We start from the raw sequence: 19,047 nt of genomic DNA, 5'->3' as shown, positions 1-19,047 counted from the left end.
AACGTCGGTCCTAATCCTTTTCTAACCTATGTCGATCCCAGTCACTTGCCCGCAGTGTGGAGCTATCAACAAGGTCAACGATTCGTTGGCCGGGCGACGCGTGCGCTGCCCCGAGTGCGATACGGCAGTGCATGTTCCCGAGCAAGAAGCCGTCGCCGAAACGATCGAAGCGACACCACTTCCCGGCTCTGACGTGATTGATGCCGAGCTGGTCGAAGCTGATGCCGATGAGGTTCAGGTTCTCGAAGCCGTCGCGGTCGAGGCCGAAGCGATCCCCGCCGCCACCCCAGCGACCCCGCGGGCCATCCCCTCGATTCCGGTCACCGACGCCAATGTCGCAGCGGCAGATCTGGACGAAGATGACGACGAAGACGTTCTAAAACGCAAGCCCCGTGATGAAGAAGAACTGGACATGACCCCCATGGTCGATGTGACGTTCTTGCTGCTGATCTTCTTCATGGTCACGGCAGCGTTCAGTCTACAAAAGTCGATTCAGATGCCACGACAACAGACGGATGCTCCCAGCACAACTGTTGTCGAGCAAGAGGAAGAAGACCTCACGCCGATCGAACTGCAAGTCGACGAATATGGCTCGTTTTTGGTACTCGCCGCCGATTGGCAAGAAGAAACCCCCGGCAAACAGAACCTTGTCACCACGCTTAAACGTGCCAATACCGGCGGCCCTATGCGTCTTGTGATCAAAGTACACGAGATGTGCAAGCTACAGTTTCTTGTCGATGCGATGGATGCCGGGACCATCGCCGGTTTCACCGAAACCCAGGTCACTCAAGTCGAAGAATTCGACTGATCCAACCATCGACGCCTGACAACCATTTCGCGACGCGTTGGCTGTCCTTCGCCCCACTTCGAACCAAACTTTTCGCTTTTCTCTTAACGAACGACGATGCTTGCTAACGAACTGATCGACCAACTGGAACGACGCGGTTTGCTCGATCAAGAAATCATTGACGCCTTGCGCGAACAGTTAAAATCCGGTGGTGCCAATGTCACCCCGGAAGCCGTCGCGAAACTTTTGGTTGATAACGGTCAATTGACTCGCTTCCAAGCGACAAAGCTGATCGGAGAACTTCGCAGCAGCGACTATCCCGATGATTCGGCGATCGCGGCTGAAGTCGTTGACGACGATCTGATCGAAGGCATTGATGCTGTCGATGCAGAGGTCGTCGAAGCGATCGAAGTCGACGCCGAACCGATCGAGGTCTTTGCAGAACCGGTCATCGCCGAAGCAGTCCCGGTCGAAGCCGTCGCCGTCGGAACCCCCGCCGCCGCTAGCAGTGACGACGTTCTCGGTGGTGATTTCCCAAGAGAACGTGCCTCCGGACGTGTTCGCAAACCGGTTCCCGAAAAGAACCAGTGGGACTCCTTCAAAGTCTATGGCTTTCTCGGGATTATCGGTTTCCTGGTGATCACCGGCGGTGCCCTGTTCTTCCTACTGCAACGTGGCGACGCTGACGATCGCATCAAAATCGCCAACGATTTGTACGACAACCAGAACTACACCGGTGCCCAAGACAGCTATATCGACTTCTTGGATTCATTTGGCGAAGCAAACGAATACAGCTCGCTGGCGCGTACGCGGATCGTGATGACTCGGTTGTATCGAGCTGAAGGAAACGCCGATCCGACGTATGCGACCCAAGTCGCTAAAGAAGTCCTTCCGCCAATTGAATCCGAAGAAGGGCTGAACGAAGAACGTGGAAACCTCGCAGCTTTGCTGGTCAAAATCGGTGAAAACATCGCCGCCGAAGCAAGCGACAAAAAAGAGACCAGTGAAAAGCGGTCACTGCTAGAAGCGCTCGACCGGCAGATGGAACTCACCGAAAACCCCAACTACATGACAGGTGTTTTACGCACCACGCTGTCGGGACGCCTCAAAGCGATCAGCGAAGAACGCGAACGGGTCGTCCGCGACATCACCCGTAACGAACAACTCGATGCGGCCGTCGCCGAGATGGAAAGCTTGCTCGGACAGAAAAACACGAAGGCGGCCTATGACGTTCGATTCGAACTGCTTCGCGCTTTCCCCGAGTTGGCCGATAACGAACGCCTTACCAAGCTGATTCGTCAAGCCAGCGACATCCAGCACGAGCTTGTCCAGTCGAGTGCGAAGCTACCCGAGCTGATCGCTCCGGAAGCCGAATCCGAAATCAAGCCAATCGTCTTGACCGCACGGTCGGGAGATCGCGCCCCCGACCTTCGCGACGAAGTGCTGTTCTTCCGTGCCAAGGGAAGCGTCTTGGCGTTTGAAGGCGAAGACGGAACCTTGCTGTGGCGTCGATATGTCGGCGACTCACTATCGCACAGCCCGACTCGTTTGGACGAAGGCGAAGCGGTCTTGCTTAGCGAATCGGAAGCGTTAGCAATCAACCGCTGTGATGGCCGTACCGGTGCGGTCGACTGGCGATTGCAAATCGGTGAAAACTTTACCCAGCCCGTTGTCGAACGCGATGACGTATTTGTGGCTACCGAAAGCGGACGATTGATTTCGATCGACGCGACCACTGGTGACGCGAAATGGGTTCAAACGATTCCTCAAAACTTGGAAACTGGACCGGGCATCGATGACCGCAACTCGATCGTCTACCAGCCCGGCAATCACAGCAACCTTTATGTGCTGGCCAAGAACAACGGCGACAGCATCGAAAGCTACTACCTTGGACACGCCGAAGGCACGATCGCGGTTCCGCCGCAGCCACTGCTCGGGCACCTCTTTGTGATCGAAAACAAAGGCTCGGACTACTGCTTGGTTCACGTTCTAGGTGTCGACGAAAGCGGTCGAACGATTAAGAAAGCACAGGATCCGTTCCGCTTGCGTGGAAACGTTTTGGTCTCTCCCGTTGTCGCCCAACAACGACGCATGGTTGTGTTGACTGACTTGGGTGAAATCGCTGTCTTTGACATCGAGCCCAGCATTGAAACGGATAAAGTTTCAATCGTCGCCAAGCTTCCGGCATCCTTCAATCATCCGACGCTGACACAGATGGCCGTCGGTCGAAGCCAGATGTGGACGACCGGTGACCGAATCGGAAGATATGAATTGCAAGTCAACCGCGGACGCGTGATCTCCGATTGGACCAAAGCTTCGGGCGATAAATTCTTTGGCCAGCCACTAATCATCGGTGACGCACTTGTCCATGCAAGGCAACTGCGTGGTACGTCCGGCGTTCGAATCTCGGCGGTTGACCCAAAGACGGGAGATGAGTTCTGGCGAAATGATATCGGTGCTCCCGTCGCGATGCTCCGCAAGGCTGACGCGGGCGTTCACGCGATGACCACCCAAGCCGCCCTGTTCGAACTTGACCGTGCTGCCATCGGTAGCGGAGCGACGCGAAACCCAATCGAAAATGTGGGCGGATCCGGTGTTGTCATGCGCTTTGAAAATCCGCTTCCCATTGATGACAAACGCAGCGTTCTATTGAACAAAGCCAGCAGTGATGGTGGAAAGCGAGTCATCGTTTATGACCCGCAGCGTCCCACCGAAAAGATTCGATTGGTCAGTCTAAATCTACTTTCGGGCCAACCAGATGGATCGGGAATCGCCGTTGGCAAAGGTGTATTCCTAACGCTCGACAACGGCCGAGCCGTTTACATGGATTACCTGACGGGCTCGCAAATCGGCAGCCCTTTCCAGCCGCTCAGTTCACCCGGTGCCGAAGTCCATTGGACCAACAGCATCGCGTTAAAAGATGACCCGTCACAAATCGTTGTCGCCGATAGCCGTAAAGGCCTTTATCGATTGCGAGTAGGCGATCGAATTTCACAGCTAACCGACGTTCAGCTTGCGAGCGAGCCAATTGGCACGATTGCCGGAATCAACGGTAGCGTGATCTTATCCATCAGCGGTCCGGCATCGGACATCATTCAAGGCCGTGACATCGTTTCGCTGAAAGAGAAGTTCCAGCTATCACTCGAAGGCCGTGTCCTTTGGGGCCCCGTCGCCGCGGGTGACCAAGCCATCGTGCTAACCGACGATCAGACGCTGCACGGCATCTCGATCGATGGCAAGCCAACGTTTTCGGTCTCAGTTCCAAAAGGCATACCGGTTGGGGAACCGTTAATCGAAAATGGTCAATTGATCATCGCGGCCGACTCCGGTTGGGTTGTCGCAATCGACCAAGCCTCCGGAAAGCTTCAAGGCCTCACAGAACTGCGTCAGCCATTCTCCGCAACACCGCTTGCACTCGGTCAACGACTGCTGGTGCCGGGTGCTGAGGGAGTCGTTTATGTAGTTGATATTCCCGAGGGGGGAGTCAATTGATGAATCGTATTCAACCAATCATCTGCTTCGGGCTATTGTCGCTGGGAATCGCGATATCGATTCCTCATGCTGAATCGTCTGCTCAGATGCTGACGTATGCCGAATCAGGGAAGCCTGAAGACCCGGGCTTGGGATTGCTTCAGGAAGACCCACACGACATCGTCTTTTTCACAGAAAAATCAGGCGGCGGATGGGCAAAGGTTCGCTTGTTCCCGTTTCGTGAGATGCCTTCGCAAGTCGCCCAAAAAGGCACGCTGCGTTTCACGATCATAGGCATTGAAGCAGACGAATTTGTCGCCAAATGGACGGATATTGATCGTATCGACTTTTGGGAAACCAGGCTCGAACGCGAAGTCGCCGACCGAATCGCCAGCGAAGACTTTGTGGGAGCCTATCCCTTTCTGTCGATTCTGATCCGCGATTATCCGCGGCGGCCAGGGCTAAAAGAACTTCGCAGTGACTTCTTGTGGCGCAACGCGATTCAACGAGCAAAGTCTGACCAACGTGCTGAATCACTCGCCATGCTTGAAGAACTGCATCGGTACGATGATCAATACCAACAGTCCAACGTCCTCAAGGCGATCAGTGGCATCACCAACAGCTTGATGGAAGCGATGGTGAAAGAGAATGAACTCGATGCCGCACAGCAGTTGCTCGCTCGCCTGAAAGCTGACTATGGCGATTACGATATGGGCGCCATCACGAAATGGGACAACGAGTTCCTAAAGATGGCGATGGAAAAGCGCAACGAAGCGATCGCCGCAGTCCGCGAAAAAGATTATCGCAGCGCACGTAAACTTGCACGCGAAAGTCTTTACTTAAAACCAGACATCGAAAACGGTCAGGAACTCGTTAAAAAGATCGACGAGGTTTACCCGCTGATTACCGTTGGCGTTCTGCAAGCGGCACGCGTCTATGACCCGGTTCGGATGGACAACTGGGCGGCCCGACGCGCCGGCCGATTGCTTTATCGCAACCTTTTTGAAATCCAAGGCGCCGCCCCAGAAGGCGGTGAGTACGACTTCCTGTTCGGTTCAACAGAAACCAATCCAGACCGAACCGTCTTGGATCTGAATCTGAACACCGACAAACTGGCTTCACCTCTGAATCAAATCGAAGTCGACGTTCTGGCAGATCGTTTGGCACAGCGGGCACTGCCCGAATCGGAAACTTACTTCTCCCCCTGGGCGGCATCGGTTCTTGGAATCGGTATCGAGGGTCCCAAGCAAGTCAAATGCATGCTGCGTCGTCCACACGTTTTGCCAACTTGCTTGTTGCAACTGAACGTTGATGCCAGTTGGTTTGGTGGCGAAGTTGGTGGACCGACCGGTGATTATCGAGTCGATGCGGTTGATGAAAACGAAACCCGATTCATGCTGACCGAAGAAGCACGTCGGGGAAACACGGACGATTCGAAGCCTCGCGAAATTGTCGAGGTCCGCTGCGATTCGGGAAGCGATGCGGTTTCCAAGTTGCTTTCTGGCGAAGTCGATGTCTTGGACCAATTATTCCCTGCCGACGCGGTCGCACTAAAACAGCGTCGCGAAATCAAGGTCGTCGAATACCCGCTGCCGACGATCCACATGTTGGTTCCGTGCTCGGACCATGAGTTCATCACCGACAAAAACTTTCGCCGAGCTTTGCTTTACGGAATCAACCGTGACGACATTCTCAACGGCGAACTGTTGGAGAACAAACGCTTTGACGGTTGCCAAGTCCTAAGCGGTCCATTCCCGGCCGGTCTGAATCAAGAAGACCCGTTGGGCTATGCGTACGATTCAACCATTTTGCCCAGGCCTTTCGAACCAAGCTTGGCAAAGCTTTTGATCGAATTGAGCAAGAACTTGAAAAACGCTCAGGCCGAACGCAAACAAGAGCCGCCACCGAAACTGCGAGCGATTCGATTGGCATTCCCCGCCGACAACTTGTCTCGGGTGGCTTGCGAAGCGATTAAAAGCCAGTGGCAACTGATCGGACTGGAGGTCGAACTTGTTCAACTTCCTCTCGGCGAAACCTTTCCCGAACCCGACACCGCCGACTTGGTTTATGTCTCCGCCGCGATTTGGGAACCGATCATCGACGCGCGTCGTCTGCTTGGACCCAATGGGTTGGCCGGCAGCGAAGACCAACTCGTCGGCTTGGGACTCCGCCGACTCGAAGAAGCACTGAACTGGAAAGAAGTTCGCGACCGATTGTTGGACTTGCATGCCATTTCTCACCACGAGCTGCCCGTCTTGCCGCTCTGGCAAATGGTCGAGTCATTTGCCTATCGCCGCTCACTGTCCGGCATGGGGAATCGAATCGTTTCGCTATACCAAAATGCAGGCAACTGGAGGCTAGAACATTGATATTGACCAATCGGATTTCAATACGAAGCCGGCTGTTCGGCCTCATCGTGTGCTGCATCGCGCCGTTGGTAATCACGACTGCGTGGACACCAACGATGCTCGCGCAAGAAGCAACTGAGGAAGCCCCCGAGGTTGGCGAAGAAGAGTTCGAATTCTTCGAAGAGGAACTCCCCTGGGACTACTCGCCATACAAAGTTTTGATCTGGGTGGCATCCCAAAACACGCGTTACAGCGCCGAATCGCTTCGCGAACCGTTGCTGGAACATCTCGATCGTGACTTTTATTCGATTTGGCAAACGGAAATCCACCCCGCGCCGACGCCTGTCGCGACTGCCGCGTTTCGATCCATGCAGGCGATGACCTACGACAGGATCGCTTCTTCGGATCCCGTAATTGCGATCAAACGTGACCATAAGGACGCTGTTCGGATTCAATCAGTCGCAAGTCTCCCAACCTATGTCCCATCCGTCTTAGCGACCGAAGGATTGGTCAATCAAGTCAAAACGCGTGCGTCCAACGGTGGTAATGAAACCATTGGCGGCGCCGACCGATTGTTCGAAGTTGTTGAAAACGATCCTGCCCGTTTGGTCGAGCGCTGGGCGGACAAAACCACTGAAGGGATTTTGGTCAGTCGAGGACGCGCGGCTTTGTTGGATAAGCCTAAGGCTAAGATCCTGACGCTTCCCATCGACGACCTAATCTCCAAAGCTGTCGATGAATACGACAAAATTTTCATCGTCCGAATCTCGGACAAGAACGGCATAACCGATGTTTCGGCAATCGAGATGGAAACATTGATGCGTTCCTTCGGCCCGGTATCGTCGTCGCCGTTTATCAACTCCGTCGATCTGCCTGCAGTTGTCACGCATTGCGTCACAGAAGCTTTCTCGCCGATGGTTCGTATCGATGATGCCGGAACCAAATCCGCAACTGGGATGATCCGTGCCTCGCGATTGATCACTAGTAGCGAATCGCCTGCTGACATTTCTGTTGGTGATGTGTTGCAGCCTATGATCCGAAAGAATGACCGCAACGGGAAACCGATTGCGATCGGCCCTATCGAGTGGGCCTATCTTTTGGCGACCGAGCGTGATGGCCCAAATGTCAAAATGGATTTTTACTCTGGAATGGCGGGCGGACTGTCGGGAAGGGCCAACAAGCGAACATTCAAGATGGCTCGCTTATTAAAGCCACAAATGCCAGACACAACGCTGCGGCTACACGCCAAAGGCGATCCCAACTTGCCATTGATTGGGTATGAGCTTTACCAACGCGAATTGCAAGGCAAAGAAATGACGTTCGTCGGGCGAACCGACTGGGACGGAAGACTTGTTATTCCGCGCACCGATGATCCGCTTCGTCTGCTCTATGTGAAAAATGGTGGAGCCGTCCTCGCGCGTTTACCACTTGTACCCGGCAGTACAAAGATTGAGATCGCGGACTTAACAGGAGACGACATTCGCCTCCAGGCGGAGGCTTATATTCGCGGGGTGCAGAACGCGATCATTGACTTGGTCGCCATCCGAAAGCTGTTCGCCGCCCGTATCCGCTTGCGGCTTAAACGGGGCGAACTTGAAGAAGCCGAAAAGATGCTGAATGATCTGCGAGACCGTCCGACCAATGAAGAACTGGCCAACGACATGGGTCGAAAACAGGGCCAGTACTTGAAAGAGATCGGAACAAGAAACGCGAATCAACGCCGCAAAGTTGACTTGATGTTCAAGGAAACTCGCGAGATGTTGGGTAAACAGATCAACCCAACGATCATCCGTGAACTTGAATCCGATCTAGAAACCGCACGTGCGAACGGCGGCAAACTCCCTGAAACCGAAACGGATTCGTAAGGTTTCCGCCGATAGAAACGGCTCATTTCTTCTAGACCCGAACTCACTCTCAAGCCTTGAGAGTGAGTTCCCGTAGTGTTCACTGATCAGTCACAACTGTTTTCGACCGTCTGATCATCAGTGTCTGAATTTGACGGACCGAATTGGTAATTGGTGATCGCGACTTTATCGATCAAGGCACCATCTTCCCGATAGGCAATGTCCAGACGATGCTTTCCAGGAGACAACGCCTGGTTGGTCAACTCGACCCAGTCCCAGCCCACTGTGCGTAGGCCGTTTGCAGCTTGAAATGGCCCCTCATCGATTCGAATCCAAAACGAATCGTCATCGGCACTGGGGCATTGGGCACGCGCAAACACATAAAACTTCGAATTCTTGGTGATCTCAAAGTCGATCTGCACAAGAGCCTTGTCTCCTTCAGGAGCTTGATCGGTTTTATTGAGCCCTGGCTTGGCCGTCAGCGCACGCCCTCCGGAAGCCTGCTCGTCGTCGATCACTTGCCAATCGCTGCCAACAGTTCCGCATTCGGCTTCGTAGTAGACCGCTTCGAAGTCATCCGCGTTGGGTTCAGGGAAAGTTGATTTCCCCGTCAACCATCCGTCGTACCAGTGGATGTATTCGAAATCGCTAAATGGATGCTTCGTCACGTCAGTACGGACATCTGTATGCCCCAAAAGGAACCGATCGATGAACGCTGTTACTTCAGGACGTTGACTAGCCGGCAGCCGGCAATGCGGGTGACCAGCAACAATCGAAAACCCAAACCGATCTCCGACCCCAAATGCCTTCCAAACCTCATGTGCGGCACGGCAAGAGACATACCCAGATTCATCGGCAAGCCACTCATAATCCGGGTTTCCAAGTACTAACAGCGCTCGCGGTGCAACCATCGCCATCAACTCATGATGGTCATAAGGAAGCTTGGGAACCCGGTTGGCAAACCGGAACAAGTCTTCGCGAAACCATGCACCACTGGTCTTACCCAGCGTTTCGACATTTCCGAGCGTTTCCGACACTCGCCACGCGGCCGCACCACCACCACCAGATTCCTGTGCAATCGTCAACGCAATTCGCTCATCGAAAGCCCCGGCAAACAGAGCCATTTTCCCTGCGAACGAACAGCCTGTGACGGCAAGTCGGTTCATGTCCACAGGAAGCTCCTCTTGGACCATCGCAAGACCATCGATAAGTCGACTGATTCCCCATGACCAAGCACTATAGGCGCCGATTGCGGTTTGCTTGGGGTAAAGACGGTTGATCGGCTCCTGCCCACGCTTCTGCGTGTGAGACATGACCTGTTGAAAGTTGAAGGGGATCTGCAAAATCCCACGATCTTTAAAAAGATCGGCGGGCAAGCTGCCACTACCTCGACCAATCCCAATGACCGCTGGAAATGGTCCGTCACCCTCAGGCACCTGGATTTCAGATGTCAATTGAAGCGTTTGGCCTTCAACTGTGATATCCACAGTCAAGACACCGTTTTCGAACTTAGCCTTGATATCTTCAGGCCGATTTGGCTTTTCACCGATCCCATAGTGTTCGATCTCGCATCGGATCTCGTTGCGTCTTCGACTCCAATCCGAAAATTCCGTTGACCGACCTTTTTTGTCCGACCACTCGAATGGATCGGGCAAAGGTCGAACCATTGGCAGATCACCAAATTCAGGCAATACAGGCGTCGGGAAATCGGCACCTGTGTTTTCAACTTGATAGACCAGAGGTGGTTCGCTCCCTTCACCTATCGAAACGGAAACAACCACCAAACAAAGAAAAACCGCAGGCCAGTATTTCATCACATCGCCTCGACCAGATTAAGACAAGAAGAACAAGCACAACGCCTGTTGAAGATACCAAGTTCAACTTTGGTAAGCAGCCATTAATCGTCGCATCGAGTGTTCACAGACGTCGACGATTACACCGATGCAGATTTTTCGGCGAGCAATCGAACGATCGCATCAAGCCGCTGCTGAGACTCAGCTGTCCGTTTCGCATACCCATCCAAGCGTTTTTTTTCACGTTGAAGATATGCAACGAACTCTGGCTCCCATCGTTCAATTAACAAAGGCCCAAATTGTAATGCGATCGCATCGTCTTGATTGTCACATTCTAACGAGCCTAGCATTCCACGTTCAAAGCGCATGATCATGTACGGATGGCGATCCAAGACGAATGATTCATCCACCAAGCCGTATCCCATTCGAATTGCCCAGCGACGTACTTGATCAGGATGATCATTTGGTGCCGCGATGACTGTCGCAGGCACACGATCAGGAAACGCTTCCAAAATATTGCTAATCAAGCGGCCGCCCATCCCACAAAGGCTGACACTATCGGCCTCCCCTTGTGACAATCCTGCAAAGCCATCTGCCAATCGAACGTCTGCCTTCAAACCTTTTAGCGTCCGTAAAGAGTTTGCAAACGGACTTTCCGTTTTTTCGATGGCAATTCCACATCTGATCTTGTTGTGACGCAACAACCAACGCAGCAGGTACGCGTGATCTGAACCGATATCCGCATGTGCTCCGAAAGGAATCTGCATTGCGACAGCCGCTAACCGCCGATCCAATCGCATCACTCCGCACCATCCTGTTGAAACCCTTTCCAACGAACGAAACCTTCGATCGCTTGATATTGCGCGAGCCCCAATCGGTCATAAATATTTGCGGTCAACGCGTTTCTCGCTTCGGCGCGTTGCCAGAATTCTCGCGCATCAGACCCCGGAAACAAGGCTCGATCCTTTTGAGACTCGTGTTTGAAGATCGCATCACGTTTACGATCCACCTCTTGAGGACTTAACGGGACGGCCATTTCGATTTCATGCGGTGCCCATTCCTGCCACGCACCTCGATACAGCCAGATGACTGCTGATTGAAACCAGTCATCATTTCGGCAAACTTCACAAGCGGCAAAAATGATATCGATACAAACACGGTGGGTGCCATGTGGATCACTAAGATCACCTGCCGCATAGATTTGGTGCGGTTGTACGGCACGCAACAAGTCCACGGTGATCTGGATATCATCTTTACCGAATGGATTTTTGCGAACTTTGCCCGTTTCATAAAAAGGCAAATTCAAATAGTGCAATCTCTCATCTTTGACACCACACACTCGGGCCCCGGCTGCTGCCTCACCTCGTCGGATCAAGCCTTTTAGCTTTTGCACCTCATCGATATCGATACTGCCGGATTGTTTGTTTTGCAGAGCATCGATCATCTTTGACGTCAGCTGGCGCATCGGCTCTGTCATCACGTCATATTGTTCGCAAAAGTCGACGACGAATTCGGCAAACCTCAATGCATCTCCATCGAACACCGCCAAATTCCCCGAGGTCTGATAGGCGACATGGACTTCGTGCCCTTGGTCAGCCAATCGAGTCAACGTCCCTCCCATCGAAATGACATCGTCGTCGGGGTGTGGCGAGAACAAAATGATCTTTTTGGGAAACACCGTTTCAGATTGCCCCGGCTTTCCGGCAGGCCAGCCCGTAATCGTGTTTTGCAAATACCGAAACACACTCAGGTTAATTTCATAAGCCGAACCATACTCGGCAAGCAAACTCTGCAAACCGTTGTTGTTGTAGTCCGTATCGGTCAACATCAACACTGGTTTCTCGATCGTCTGCGAAAGAGCGATGACGGCGCGACGAACCAGTTTGTCATTCCACTGCACTTCATCGACTAACCAAGGCGCACGGAATGCTTCCAAATTCGCAGCTGCGGCGCTATCAAGAAAGAACTCAACATCGTCATGCTGCTGCAAAAATGTTGCGGGAACACTCGGTGCCACTTCACCTTCGACCGCCCGGGCGACGATCGATGATTTCCCTTCACCATAGGCGAGCAAGATAATACGCCTGGCATCCAAGATCGTACCGACTCCCATCGTGATCGCTCGACGAGGGACGTTTTCAACACCGAAGAAATTGCTTGCCGCATCGATTCTTGTGATCGCATCTAAGGTAATTGGGCGAGTCCGTGAATCCGTTCCCGACCCAGGTTCGTTGAACCCGATATGCCCCGTCCGTCCGATACCGAGCAGCAACATGTCGATGCCGCCAAGCTTCTCGATACGCTTTTCGAACTTCAAACAATAATCAGCAAGCTGGTCTTGCGATGTCGTCCCGTCAGGAACAAAAACCTTCTCCGTCGGAACGTCAATATGATCCAGCAAGTGTTCTTTGATGAACCGGACGTGGCTTTGCAGACTTTCTGGCGCCATCGGCAGAAATTCATCTAACACAAATACGGCGACGTTCGCAAACGAAAGCGACTGTTCCTGATGCATTCGCACCAACGCCGAGTAGACGTTCACAACGGTCGACCCGGTCGCTAGCCCAAGAACACAGGTTCTGCCTTCGGCCGCCCGGCTTCGAACGAGTGTCGCGATCTCTTGTGCAGCAGCCTCACTGGCATCCCTGGCTTCTGGAAAAACGCGATACGGTATATTCGTTGATGGCGTCACGTTCCCAAAACCACGAATTTTCGAGTGATGTGATTTCATGTTGTTGATTCAGGATGATAACCGACAAAGGACTGTGCATTGAGCGGTGGTTGGACCGCTCCACCAAAACCTACGTCCCGACAAACCGTCAGATTGTTGAAATACAGCGGACGGAACGAGGCTCTGACCGAAATCATGTCACGCGAGTCGCATCGTGACAGCGAATCTAGCACTTAGCCGCCAAGATGGTTACGTGACGAAACGGATGACCGACAAGTCATCATGGGACCTTTCGAAATCTCGGCTAACGCAGCGCAACCAGTGACGCATGACGGGCCGCCCCCAACATTCCAGCATCGTTCCCCAGGCTGGCAAAATCGATCTCGATTGCCGAACCGATCTGATTGAGTGACAGACGTGCCATTTCGCCGCGAATGCTCATAAGGAATTCGCGACCGGTATCGGTTGCGTGTCCACCAAACGTGACGGCTCCACCTAGAAGCACGACGTCAGGATCTGCGACATGCGCCAAGATCGCGATCGCTCGCCCCAAGTAGCACGCGGTTTGTTTGACAACAGCCCGCGCGATTGGATCACCTTGCTCTGCAAAGTCAGCGATGACTTCGCACGAAAGGTCTTCAATGCCCCTGAGTTTTGACGCTTGATCGGAGTTGGCTAACTGTTGCTGGGCGGTTTGCACAATTCCACCGGCTCCTGCGTAGGCTTCCAAGTGGCCCGGTTTTCCACAGCCACAAATTCTGGCGTCGTCGGCATAATCGATGGTGACGTGTCCGACTTCGCCGCCGCACCCGTGTTCGCCATTGATCGGACGCCCACGCACAATCACACCCCCACCGACTCCGGTACCAAGCGTCAGAAAGGTCAGGCTGTCCGCTCGATGCTCTCCATAGTGTGCCTCGCCCAAAGCGGCCGCGTTGGCATCGTTGATCACGGCGACAGGCTTTTGAAAGACACTCTGTAGTTCCCGATAAAAACCGATCCCATGCCATGACTGCAGGTTTGCGGTTTCCATCAAAGTCGCCGTCGCCTCGTCGATCACACCCGCCATGGCTAGGCCAACCGCCTGCAGGTGATCAAAGGTCAGGCCTGCAGTTTCCAACGCTCCGGATGCAAAACGTCGAGCTTCGTCAAACGCGTCCGAAGGCCGATCAAAATCGGATGTGCGAATCAAAGCCCTGGCAATGACATCGTCGCCACGCAGCAACCCTAATTTGACGCTGGTGCCACCCAAGTCAATTCCTAGCACAATCGGATCGACGTCGCTGATTGGATTCCCGACTAGTAAACCTGGTTTTGTGATCACGGCTTCGAAATACAGAAAAGGTGTTGTTCGCCACGGATGAATAGTTCGTCACCGGCAACAGCCGGCGTGGCATCAATCCCTTCGCCCAATGTGTTCTCAGCAACGACTTCAAAATCCTCGCTATCCTTAATCACGACCACTGTACCTTCACGGCCAGTCAAATAGACAAATCCGCCTGCAGCGATCGGTGATGCATACGTTGAACGAATCGATGGCACACGCTGAGCTGAATAGTGCGCCGTTCCGGTCTTCGCATCGACGCAGGTTAAGATCCCGCCTTTTCCTTTGTGATAGTACAAGCGTCCGTCGGACAGCAGCGGCGAGGCGATATCCGGTGTGTCGCGGTTCACCGTCCAAGCGACTCGGTCGGTGCCTTCGATGTCACCGCTTCCACCGGGTAAGAACGCGGCCAAGAAGGAACCTCGAAAACCGCTACCGATGTAAACGCGCTCATGATCTGCAACCGCCGAAGCAACTGGTCTAGCCGTTTGGCCACCACAACGCCAAAGCTCTTTGCCGGAGTCCAGGTCATAAGCACGTGCATAGTTCTGACCGTTCATAATGACTTGCTGCTGACCACCACGCTCGATAATCAGTGGTGTGGCCCAACAACTCGGTTCGTCTCGGTCTGCCTTCCAAACCGTCTTGCCAGTTCGTTTGTCGAGTGCGTAGAGCGCCGACGCACCTTCGTGATCCCAAGGCACGATGATCTTGTCGCCGGCAAGCGTCGGTGAGCTGCCTTCGCCAAAACTGGAACGAGTTTCCATCCGGCCGAAATCGTCACGCATCCAAACCAATTCGCCATCGAGGGTGTAACAGTAAAGCCCTCGCGAACCGAAGTGAGCATAAATATGTTCGCCATCTGAACATGGCGAAGCCGAAGCGAACCCATTCGTCGAGTGCGTTTCTTGGTGGGGAGTCGCAACGATGGCCACTTGCTTCCATTGTTGTTGCCCCGAATTGCGATCGTAGCAGTGCAGTTGGAAGCTCAGCTCGGGAAGCGAACCGGTCCCCTTCCCTGTTGCCACAGCCGTGACGACAAAGACTTTGTCACCGACGACGATCGGTGACCCCGAACCTCGTCCTGGGATTTTGGTTTTCCACTTCACATTCTGCGTTGAGGACCAAGACGTGGGTGGAGAACCACTCGTGGCAACCCCATTCCCAATTGGTCCACGCCAATGGAGCCAGTCATCAGCACTCGCGATTGGCGCTATCGAAAGCGCCAATAGGCAAAATTTCCAAAGGAGAGGCTTGCGTCGGAAAGATGTTTTCCGGCAATGCGATTTCCAAACGGGAAGATGGGACATCTTGATTGATTGAAATTTGGCGGGGAAAGTCCAACTTTCGACAGTACACCTAGCGTCGTCGATGCCCCAGTTTATTCAAACCGACCCCGTCGATCCAAAGGACAGGAGGGATCAGGCCTGTTGTTTGCGAGAAAACTTTGACACCCCCTGCTGGATGCGAGACGATAGAGAATCACCGGATCGCAGATCGATCTCGAAATTGATTCCTTGTCTTGGAAGACGACGATGCTGCTCGAACAAACCCAGTTGATTCAAAAAATTCCGATCTGTGGCGGATTGAAGGTCGAAACATTGCGTTTCATCCTCGAACAGTCACAGGAAATTGAGTTCGAGGCCGGCGATTTCTTGTTTTACGAGGGAGATCCAGGCGACAGCTTGTTTGTCATCCGATCAGGGTCCGTGGTCGTTGAACGCCAGTGGGAAGGAAACGCGATCGTGTTGGCACGTGTCGGTCCTGGCGACTGCGTCGGCGAAATGTCACTGATCGATTTTCAAAAACGATTCGCATCCGTTCGCGCTGAATCCGATTGCGTCGTTGTGCGTATTCCTTACATAGCACTAAGCAAGCTTTGCAAAGTCGATACCGAACAGTACGCGATGGTAATGATGAATCTCGGCCGCGAAGTCAGCCGAAGACTACGAATCGCCGGAGAGCGACTCTTTCGCTACCAGCAAGAACTAGGACATCATTGGTTTGACGACGAACTGCAATACGATGCTTAGCAGCGTAGAACTGCCCACTAACGCAAAGTCATTTTGTGATGGCGAACCCGGTTGTCTGGCTGCTCTCTCTTTGTTTGTTGAATCGATACCGTGCCAGATGTCATGATCTGGCATTTAACGAACACTTCTTCACCGTTAGGATTTTCTAGCCGGACAAGACAAGAGTGTGGCGGAAGCACGCGGGACACCCACTGCTTCGCAGACAACCTGTCGATCGAGATCCGGTTCGCCTGAATGTCCCTTCGTTCAACCCACCCGAGTTCCAATGACGCCCGCGACCGATGGCGGTCAAACCGATCCATCTACCGAACTGGCAATCGACTATCTTGCAGAGCTGATTGGGTTCCCATCGGTTAGTTCGACAAGCAATGTTGAAATCAACCAATATGTGGCGACTGTCCTGAAGGAACTCGGTTTCGAAATCGCCGAAACTTTCTACCAAGACCACCACCAGGTAACCAAAGCCAACTTGGTCGCCGTGCGTGCTCCAAAACAATCCACGACTTCCCAAACCAAGGGACTTGCCTACTTCTGTCACACGGATGTCGTGCCAACGCAAAACTGGATCGGTTGCCCGAACCTTCCGCCGGCGTCAATGGATGCTGCCCCTGATCCGTTTACGGCTATTCGTACAACGGATCGAATTTATGGACGCGGAGCCTGCGATATGAAGGGATCCCTGGCAACCATGCTTGCCGCGGTCTCACGAATCCCAGCTGAACATCAAACAGGCCCTGTCTGGATTGTCTGCACTGCTGACGAAGAGGTTGGCTTCGAAGGGGCAAAGCACCTCGCAAATGAATGCGAAGCTTTCGGCAGACTTGTCAAACAAGATCCGGTTTCGATTATCGGTGAGCCAACCGAATTGCAAGTCGTCCACGCTCACAAAGGTATCCGGGGAATCAAGCTACGCGCCAATGGTAAGGCCGGGCATAGCGCGACTGACTTTGGTACCAACGCGAACGAAGCAATGGTACCTGTCTTGCAGTCGGTCCTGAAACTCTGCCAACAGACAAGAACCGACAATGCGCTGCTCGACGATCGATTCGATCCGCCAACACTGTCTTGGAATTTCGGTGTCTGCGACCACGCCAAAGCGATCAACATTACGCCCGACCGTTGTGACGCGTGGATCAGCTTCCGCCCCATGCCAAACGTCGACGGACAATCGCTTGTTGACGAGATCGGCATCATTGCCCGAACCCACAACGTCGAGGTCACATTGATTGACGGTTGTGACCCGATGTGGACGTCTCCTGAAAATGAAAACATCAAGACGATGGAACAGCTTTCAAACAGCTCGGCAAAGACGGTCAGCTATGCAACCGACGGCGGTGTCTGGAACGATCTCCATCATCGAATGATTATTGGCCCCGGAAGCATCGCGCAAGCTCACACGGTGGACGAATGGATTGCGATCGATCAGATCACACGAGGCATCGACCTGTATGAACGAGCGCTACGCCATTGGGCGTGTGGCGGTGAGTAAACCAGGATCGTTCGGGACGTGACATCTTTTGGGCGAAGTCACGGAACCGCGGCTAGCGCCGTCGCGGCTCAGTGTCGCTGCCACTGACTCGTTAACGCGATAGCGATGGTTGAACTACATCTGATCACCCATAAGTCACTCGACAGACGACTTCAGATCAATCGCGGATGTCACAACCAAACATGGAATGCCGCTTCGTATGGGATACAAAACGTCAGCATTTTCGTTGACCAATCCCCCCTGCAGGCCTTCGGCAACAAGCTGATCGGAGCGATCACGGAGGGTACCAGAAGAAATTTTTTGGTTCAGCGTCGCGAGGGTCTCAGCGTCCGATAGACGCAGACTTTGCCCTGTAATGGGGCACCGAATCCACTTCAATAACTTTTCGTCGATCATCAATTTTGCAGACCCTGCCGGGTATTGTTCGAGTTGAGTAACAGTTAATCCGATTTTGGGAAGGAAGCAAATCCTGTTCTTCTCTATTCAAAGGATTGACGCTGGGAAGGATTCCGGCGGGGAGTGTAATCGAGCATGAACGTTCAAAAAACGGATCTGTTACGTGGTTTGGTTTTAGGGTGCGCCGTCGCGACAAGCGTCGTCTCGGTCGGTACCAAGGCCAACGGTCAAGTCGTCGCCACGCAGATGAAAGAAGATCCCAAAACCGGTGACATCTACCGTGAAACCACTCGACAGGTGGTCCGTCCGGTTGTGGACGAGCGAATCGAAACGCAAACCCACTATGTGCCGCAAACCGTCAAAGAAACCCGCCCAGAATATCGCACCAGCTATTCACCTGTCACACAGATCAAGTGGATGCCATACGTCGAAGGTCGCTGGAATCCGTTCCGCACACCGACCGTCGCTTATCGCCAAGTCCCCATCACTCACTGGGAAGCCCGCAGCGAAGTGGTCGATCGGACCACCTACCGAACGCAGTATGTCGCTGAAAAACGCGACGTTCCGCACCGGATCACCCGCTACGAAACCAACTACGAAAAAGACCTCCAGTTGGTCCAGCGTGGCCAAGACCGCATTCACTCGGACGTCGCGTCGCGGCTGGTACCGATGAATTCATCGTCAACGATCAGCAACCCAATCCCGAGCACTTCGCAGACGATGGTTGCCAGCAATCAAGTCGGACGTACCACCAGTGCACAACCGCTGCGAAACTCGAACCAAAGTGGAATGCGAACCAAGGTTCTGATGCCGACCGATCCCTACGCGGCTCCGGGATCGACACCCACATCGATCGCGACGGTTCCTGCATTCACGCAATATCGATAACGG

The 19,047-nt window shown here is 53.5% G+C and carries 13 protein-coding genes; 7 read left to right on the top strand and 6 right to left on the bottom strand.

What is annotated here, in order from left to right; genetic code table 11:
* Positions 1 to 28 precede the first annotated feature (28 nt).
* From LOC67_RS02165 to LOC67_RS02150, 4 genes are all read left to right on the top strand, one after another.
* A complete protein-coding gene (locus LOC67_RS02165) occupies positions 29 to 808 on the top strand; it encodes a biopolymer transporter ExbD (protein WP_230260860.1) in 780 nt (259 codons plus the stop codon).
* A gap of 96 nt (positions 809 to 904) precedes the next feature.
* Complete coding sequence (locus LOC67_RS02160; protein WP_230260859.1) at positions 905 to 4,279, top strand: PQQ-binding-like beta-propeller repeat protein; 3,375 nt, start codon at positions 905 to 907, stop codon at positions 4,277 to 4,279.
* On the top strand, positions 4,279 to 6,627 hold the full coding sequence (locus tag LOC67_RS02155) for an ABC transporter substrate-binding protein (protein ID WP_230260857.1): 2,349 nt from the start codon (positions 4,279 to 4,281) through the stop codon (positions 6,625 to 6,627). Before LOC67_RS02160 ends, LOC67_RS02155 begins: the two co-directional genes overlap by 1 nt.
* Positions 6,628 to 6,722: 95 nt before the next feature.
* A complete protein-coding gene (locus tag LOC67_RS02150) occupies positions 6,723 to 8,471 on the top strand; it encodes a hypothetical protein (RefSeq protein ID WP_230260855.1) in 1,749 nt (582 codons plus the stop codon).
* A gap of 86 nt (positions 8,472 to 8,557) precedes the next feature.
* On the opposite strand, the gene LOC67_RS02145 is transcribed toward LOC67_RS02150, so the two are convergent.
* From LOC67_RS02145 to LOC67_RS02125, 5 genes are all read right to left on the bottom strand, one after another.
* A complete protein-coding gene (locus LOC67_RS02145) occupies positions 8,558 to 10,264 on the bottom strand; it encodes a hypothetical protein (protein ID WP_230260853.1) in 1,707 nt (568 codons plus the stop codon).
* A 119-nt stretch (positions 10,265 to 10,383) separates the two neighbouring features.
* The gene (locus tag LOC67_RS02140) at positions 10,384 to 11,043 is read right to left on the bottom strand and encodes a tRNA (adenine(22)-N(1))-methyltransferase (protein WP_230260852.1); all 660 of its coding nucleotides are present in this window, start codon (positions 11,041 to 11,043) and stop codon (positions 10,384 to 10,386) included.
* Positions 11,043 to 12,974 carry a glucosamine-6-phosphate deaminase gene (locus tag LOC67_RS02135; protein WP_230260850.1) on the bottom strand — a complete coding sequence of 644 codons (1,932 nt, stop codon included), beginning with the start codon at positions 12,972 to 12,974 and terminating at the stop codon, positions 11,043 to 11,045. The genes LOC67_RS02140 and LOC67_RS02135 overlap by 1 nt, the downstream gene beginning before the upstream one ends.
* Positions 12,975 to 13,218: 244 nt before the next feature.
* On the bottom strand, positions 13,219 to 14,238 hold the full coding sequence (locus LOC67_RS02130) for an ROK family protein (protein WP_230260848.1): 1,020 nt from the start codon (positions 14,236 to 14,238) through the stop codon (positions 13,219 to 13,221).
* Positions 14,235 to 15,347, bottom strand: coding sequence for a PQQ-binding-like beta-propeller repeat protein (locus LOC67_RS02125; protein ID WP_230260846.1), 1,113 nt, complete (start codon positions 15,345 to 15,347; stop codon positions 14,235 to 14,237). The genes LOC67_RS02130 and LOC67_RS02125 overlap by 4 nt, the downstream gene beginning before the upstream one ends.
* A gap of 426 nt (positions 15,348 to 15,773) precedes the next feature.
* On the opposite strand from LOC67_RS02125, the gene LOC67_RS02120 reads away from it, so the two are divergent.
* Complete coding sequence (locus LOC67_RS02120; RefSeq protein ID WP_230260845.1) at positions 15,774 to 16,271, top strand: Crp/Fnr family transcriptional regulator; 498 nt, start codon at positions 15,774 to 15,776, stop codon at positions 16,269 to 16,271.
* Positions 16,272 to 16,536: 265 nt separating this feature from the next.
* Entirely contained in the window at positions 16,537 to 17,760 is a 1,224-nt protein-coding gene (locus LOC67_RS02115; RefSeq protein WP_230260844.1) for a M20 family metallopeptidase, read from the top strand.
* Between the two features lie 135 nt (positions 17,761 to 17,895).
* On the opposite strand, the gene LOC67_RS02110 is transcribed toward LOC67_RS02115, so the two are convergent.
* Positions 17,896 to 18,156 (bottom strand): Trm112 family protein, encoded by a 261-nt coding sequence (locus tag LOC67_RS02110; protein WP_230260843.1) that lies wholly within the window; start codon positions 18,154 to 18,156, stop codon positions 17,896 to 17,898.
* Positions 18,157 to 18,291: 135 nt separating this feature from the next.
* Here LOC67_RS02110 and LOC67_RS02105 point away from each other — a divergent pair, with 135 nt between their 5' ends.
* A complete protein-coding gene (locus tag LOC67_RS02105) occupies positions 18,292 to 19,044 on the top strand; it encodes a hypothetical protein (RefSeq protein WP_230260842.1) in 753 nt (250 codons plus the stop codon).
* Positions 19,045 to 19,047: the final 3 nt, after the last annotated feature.

This window comes from Stieleria sp. JC731 (assembly GCF_020966635.1).
Taxonomy (GTDB): domain Bacteria; phylum Planctomycetota; class Planctomycetia; order Pirellulales; family Pirellulaceae; genus Stieleria.
The sequence above is the reverse complement of the archived record's forward strand: the minus strand, read 5'-3'. Positions and strand labels throughout refer to the sequence as shown.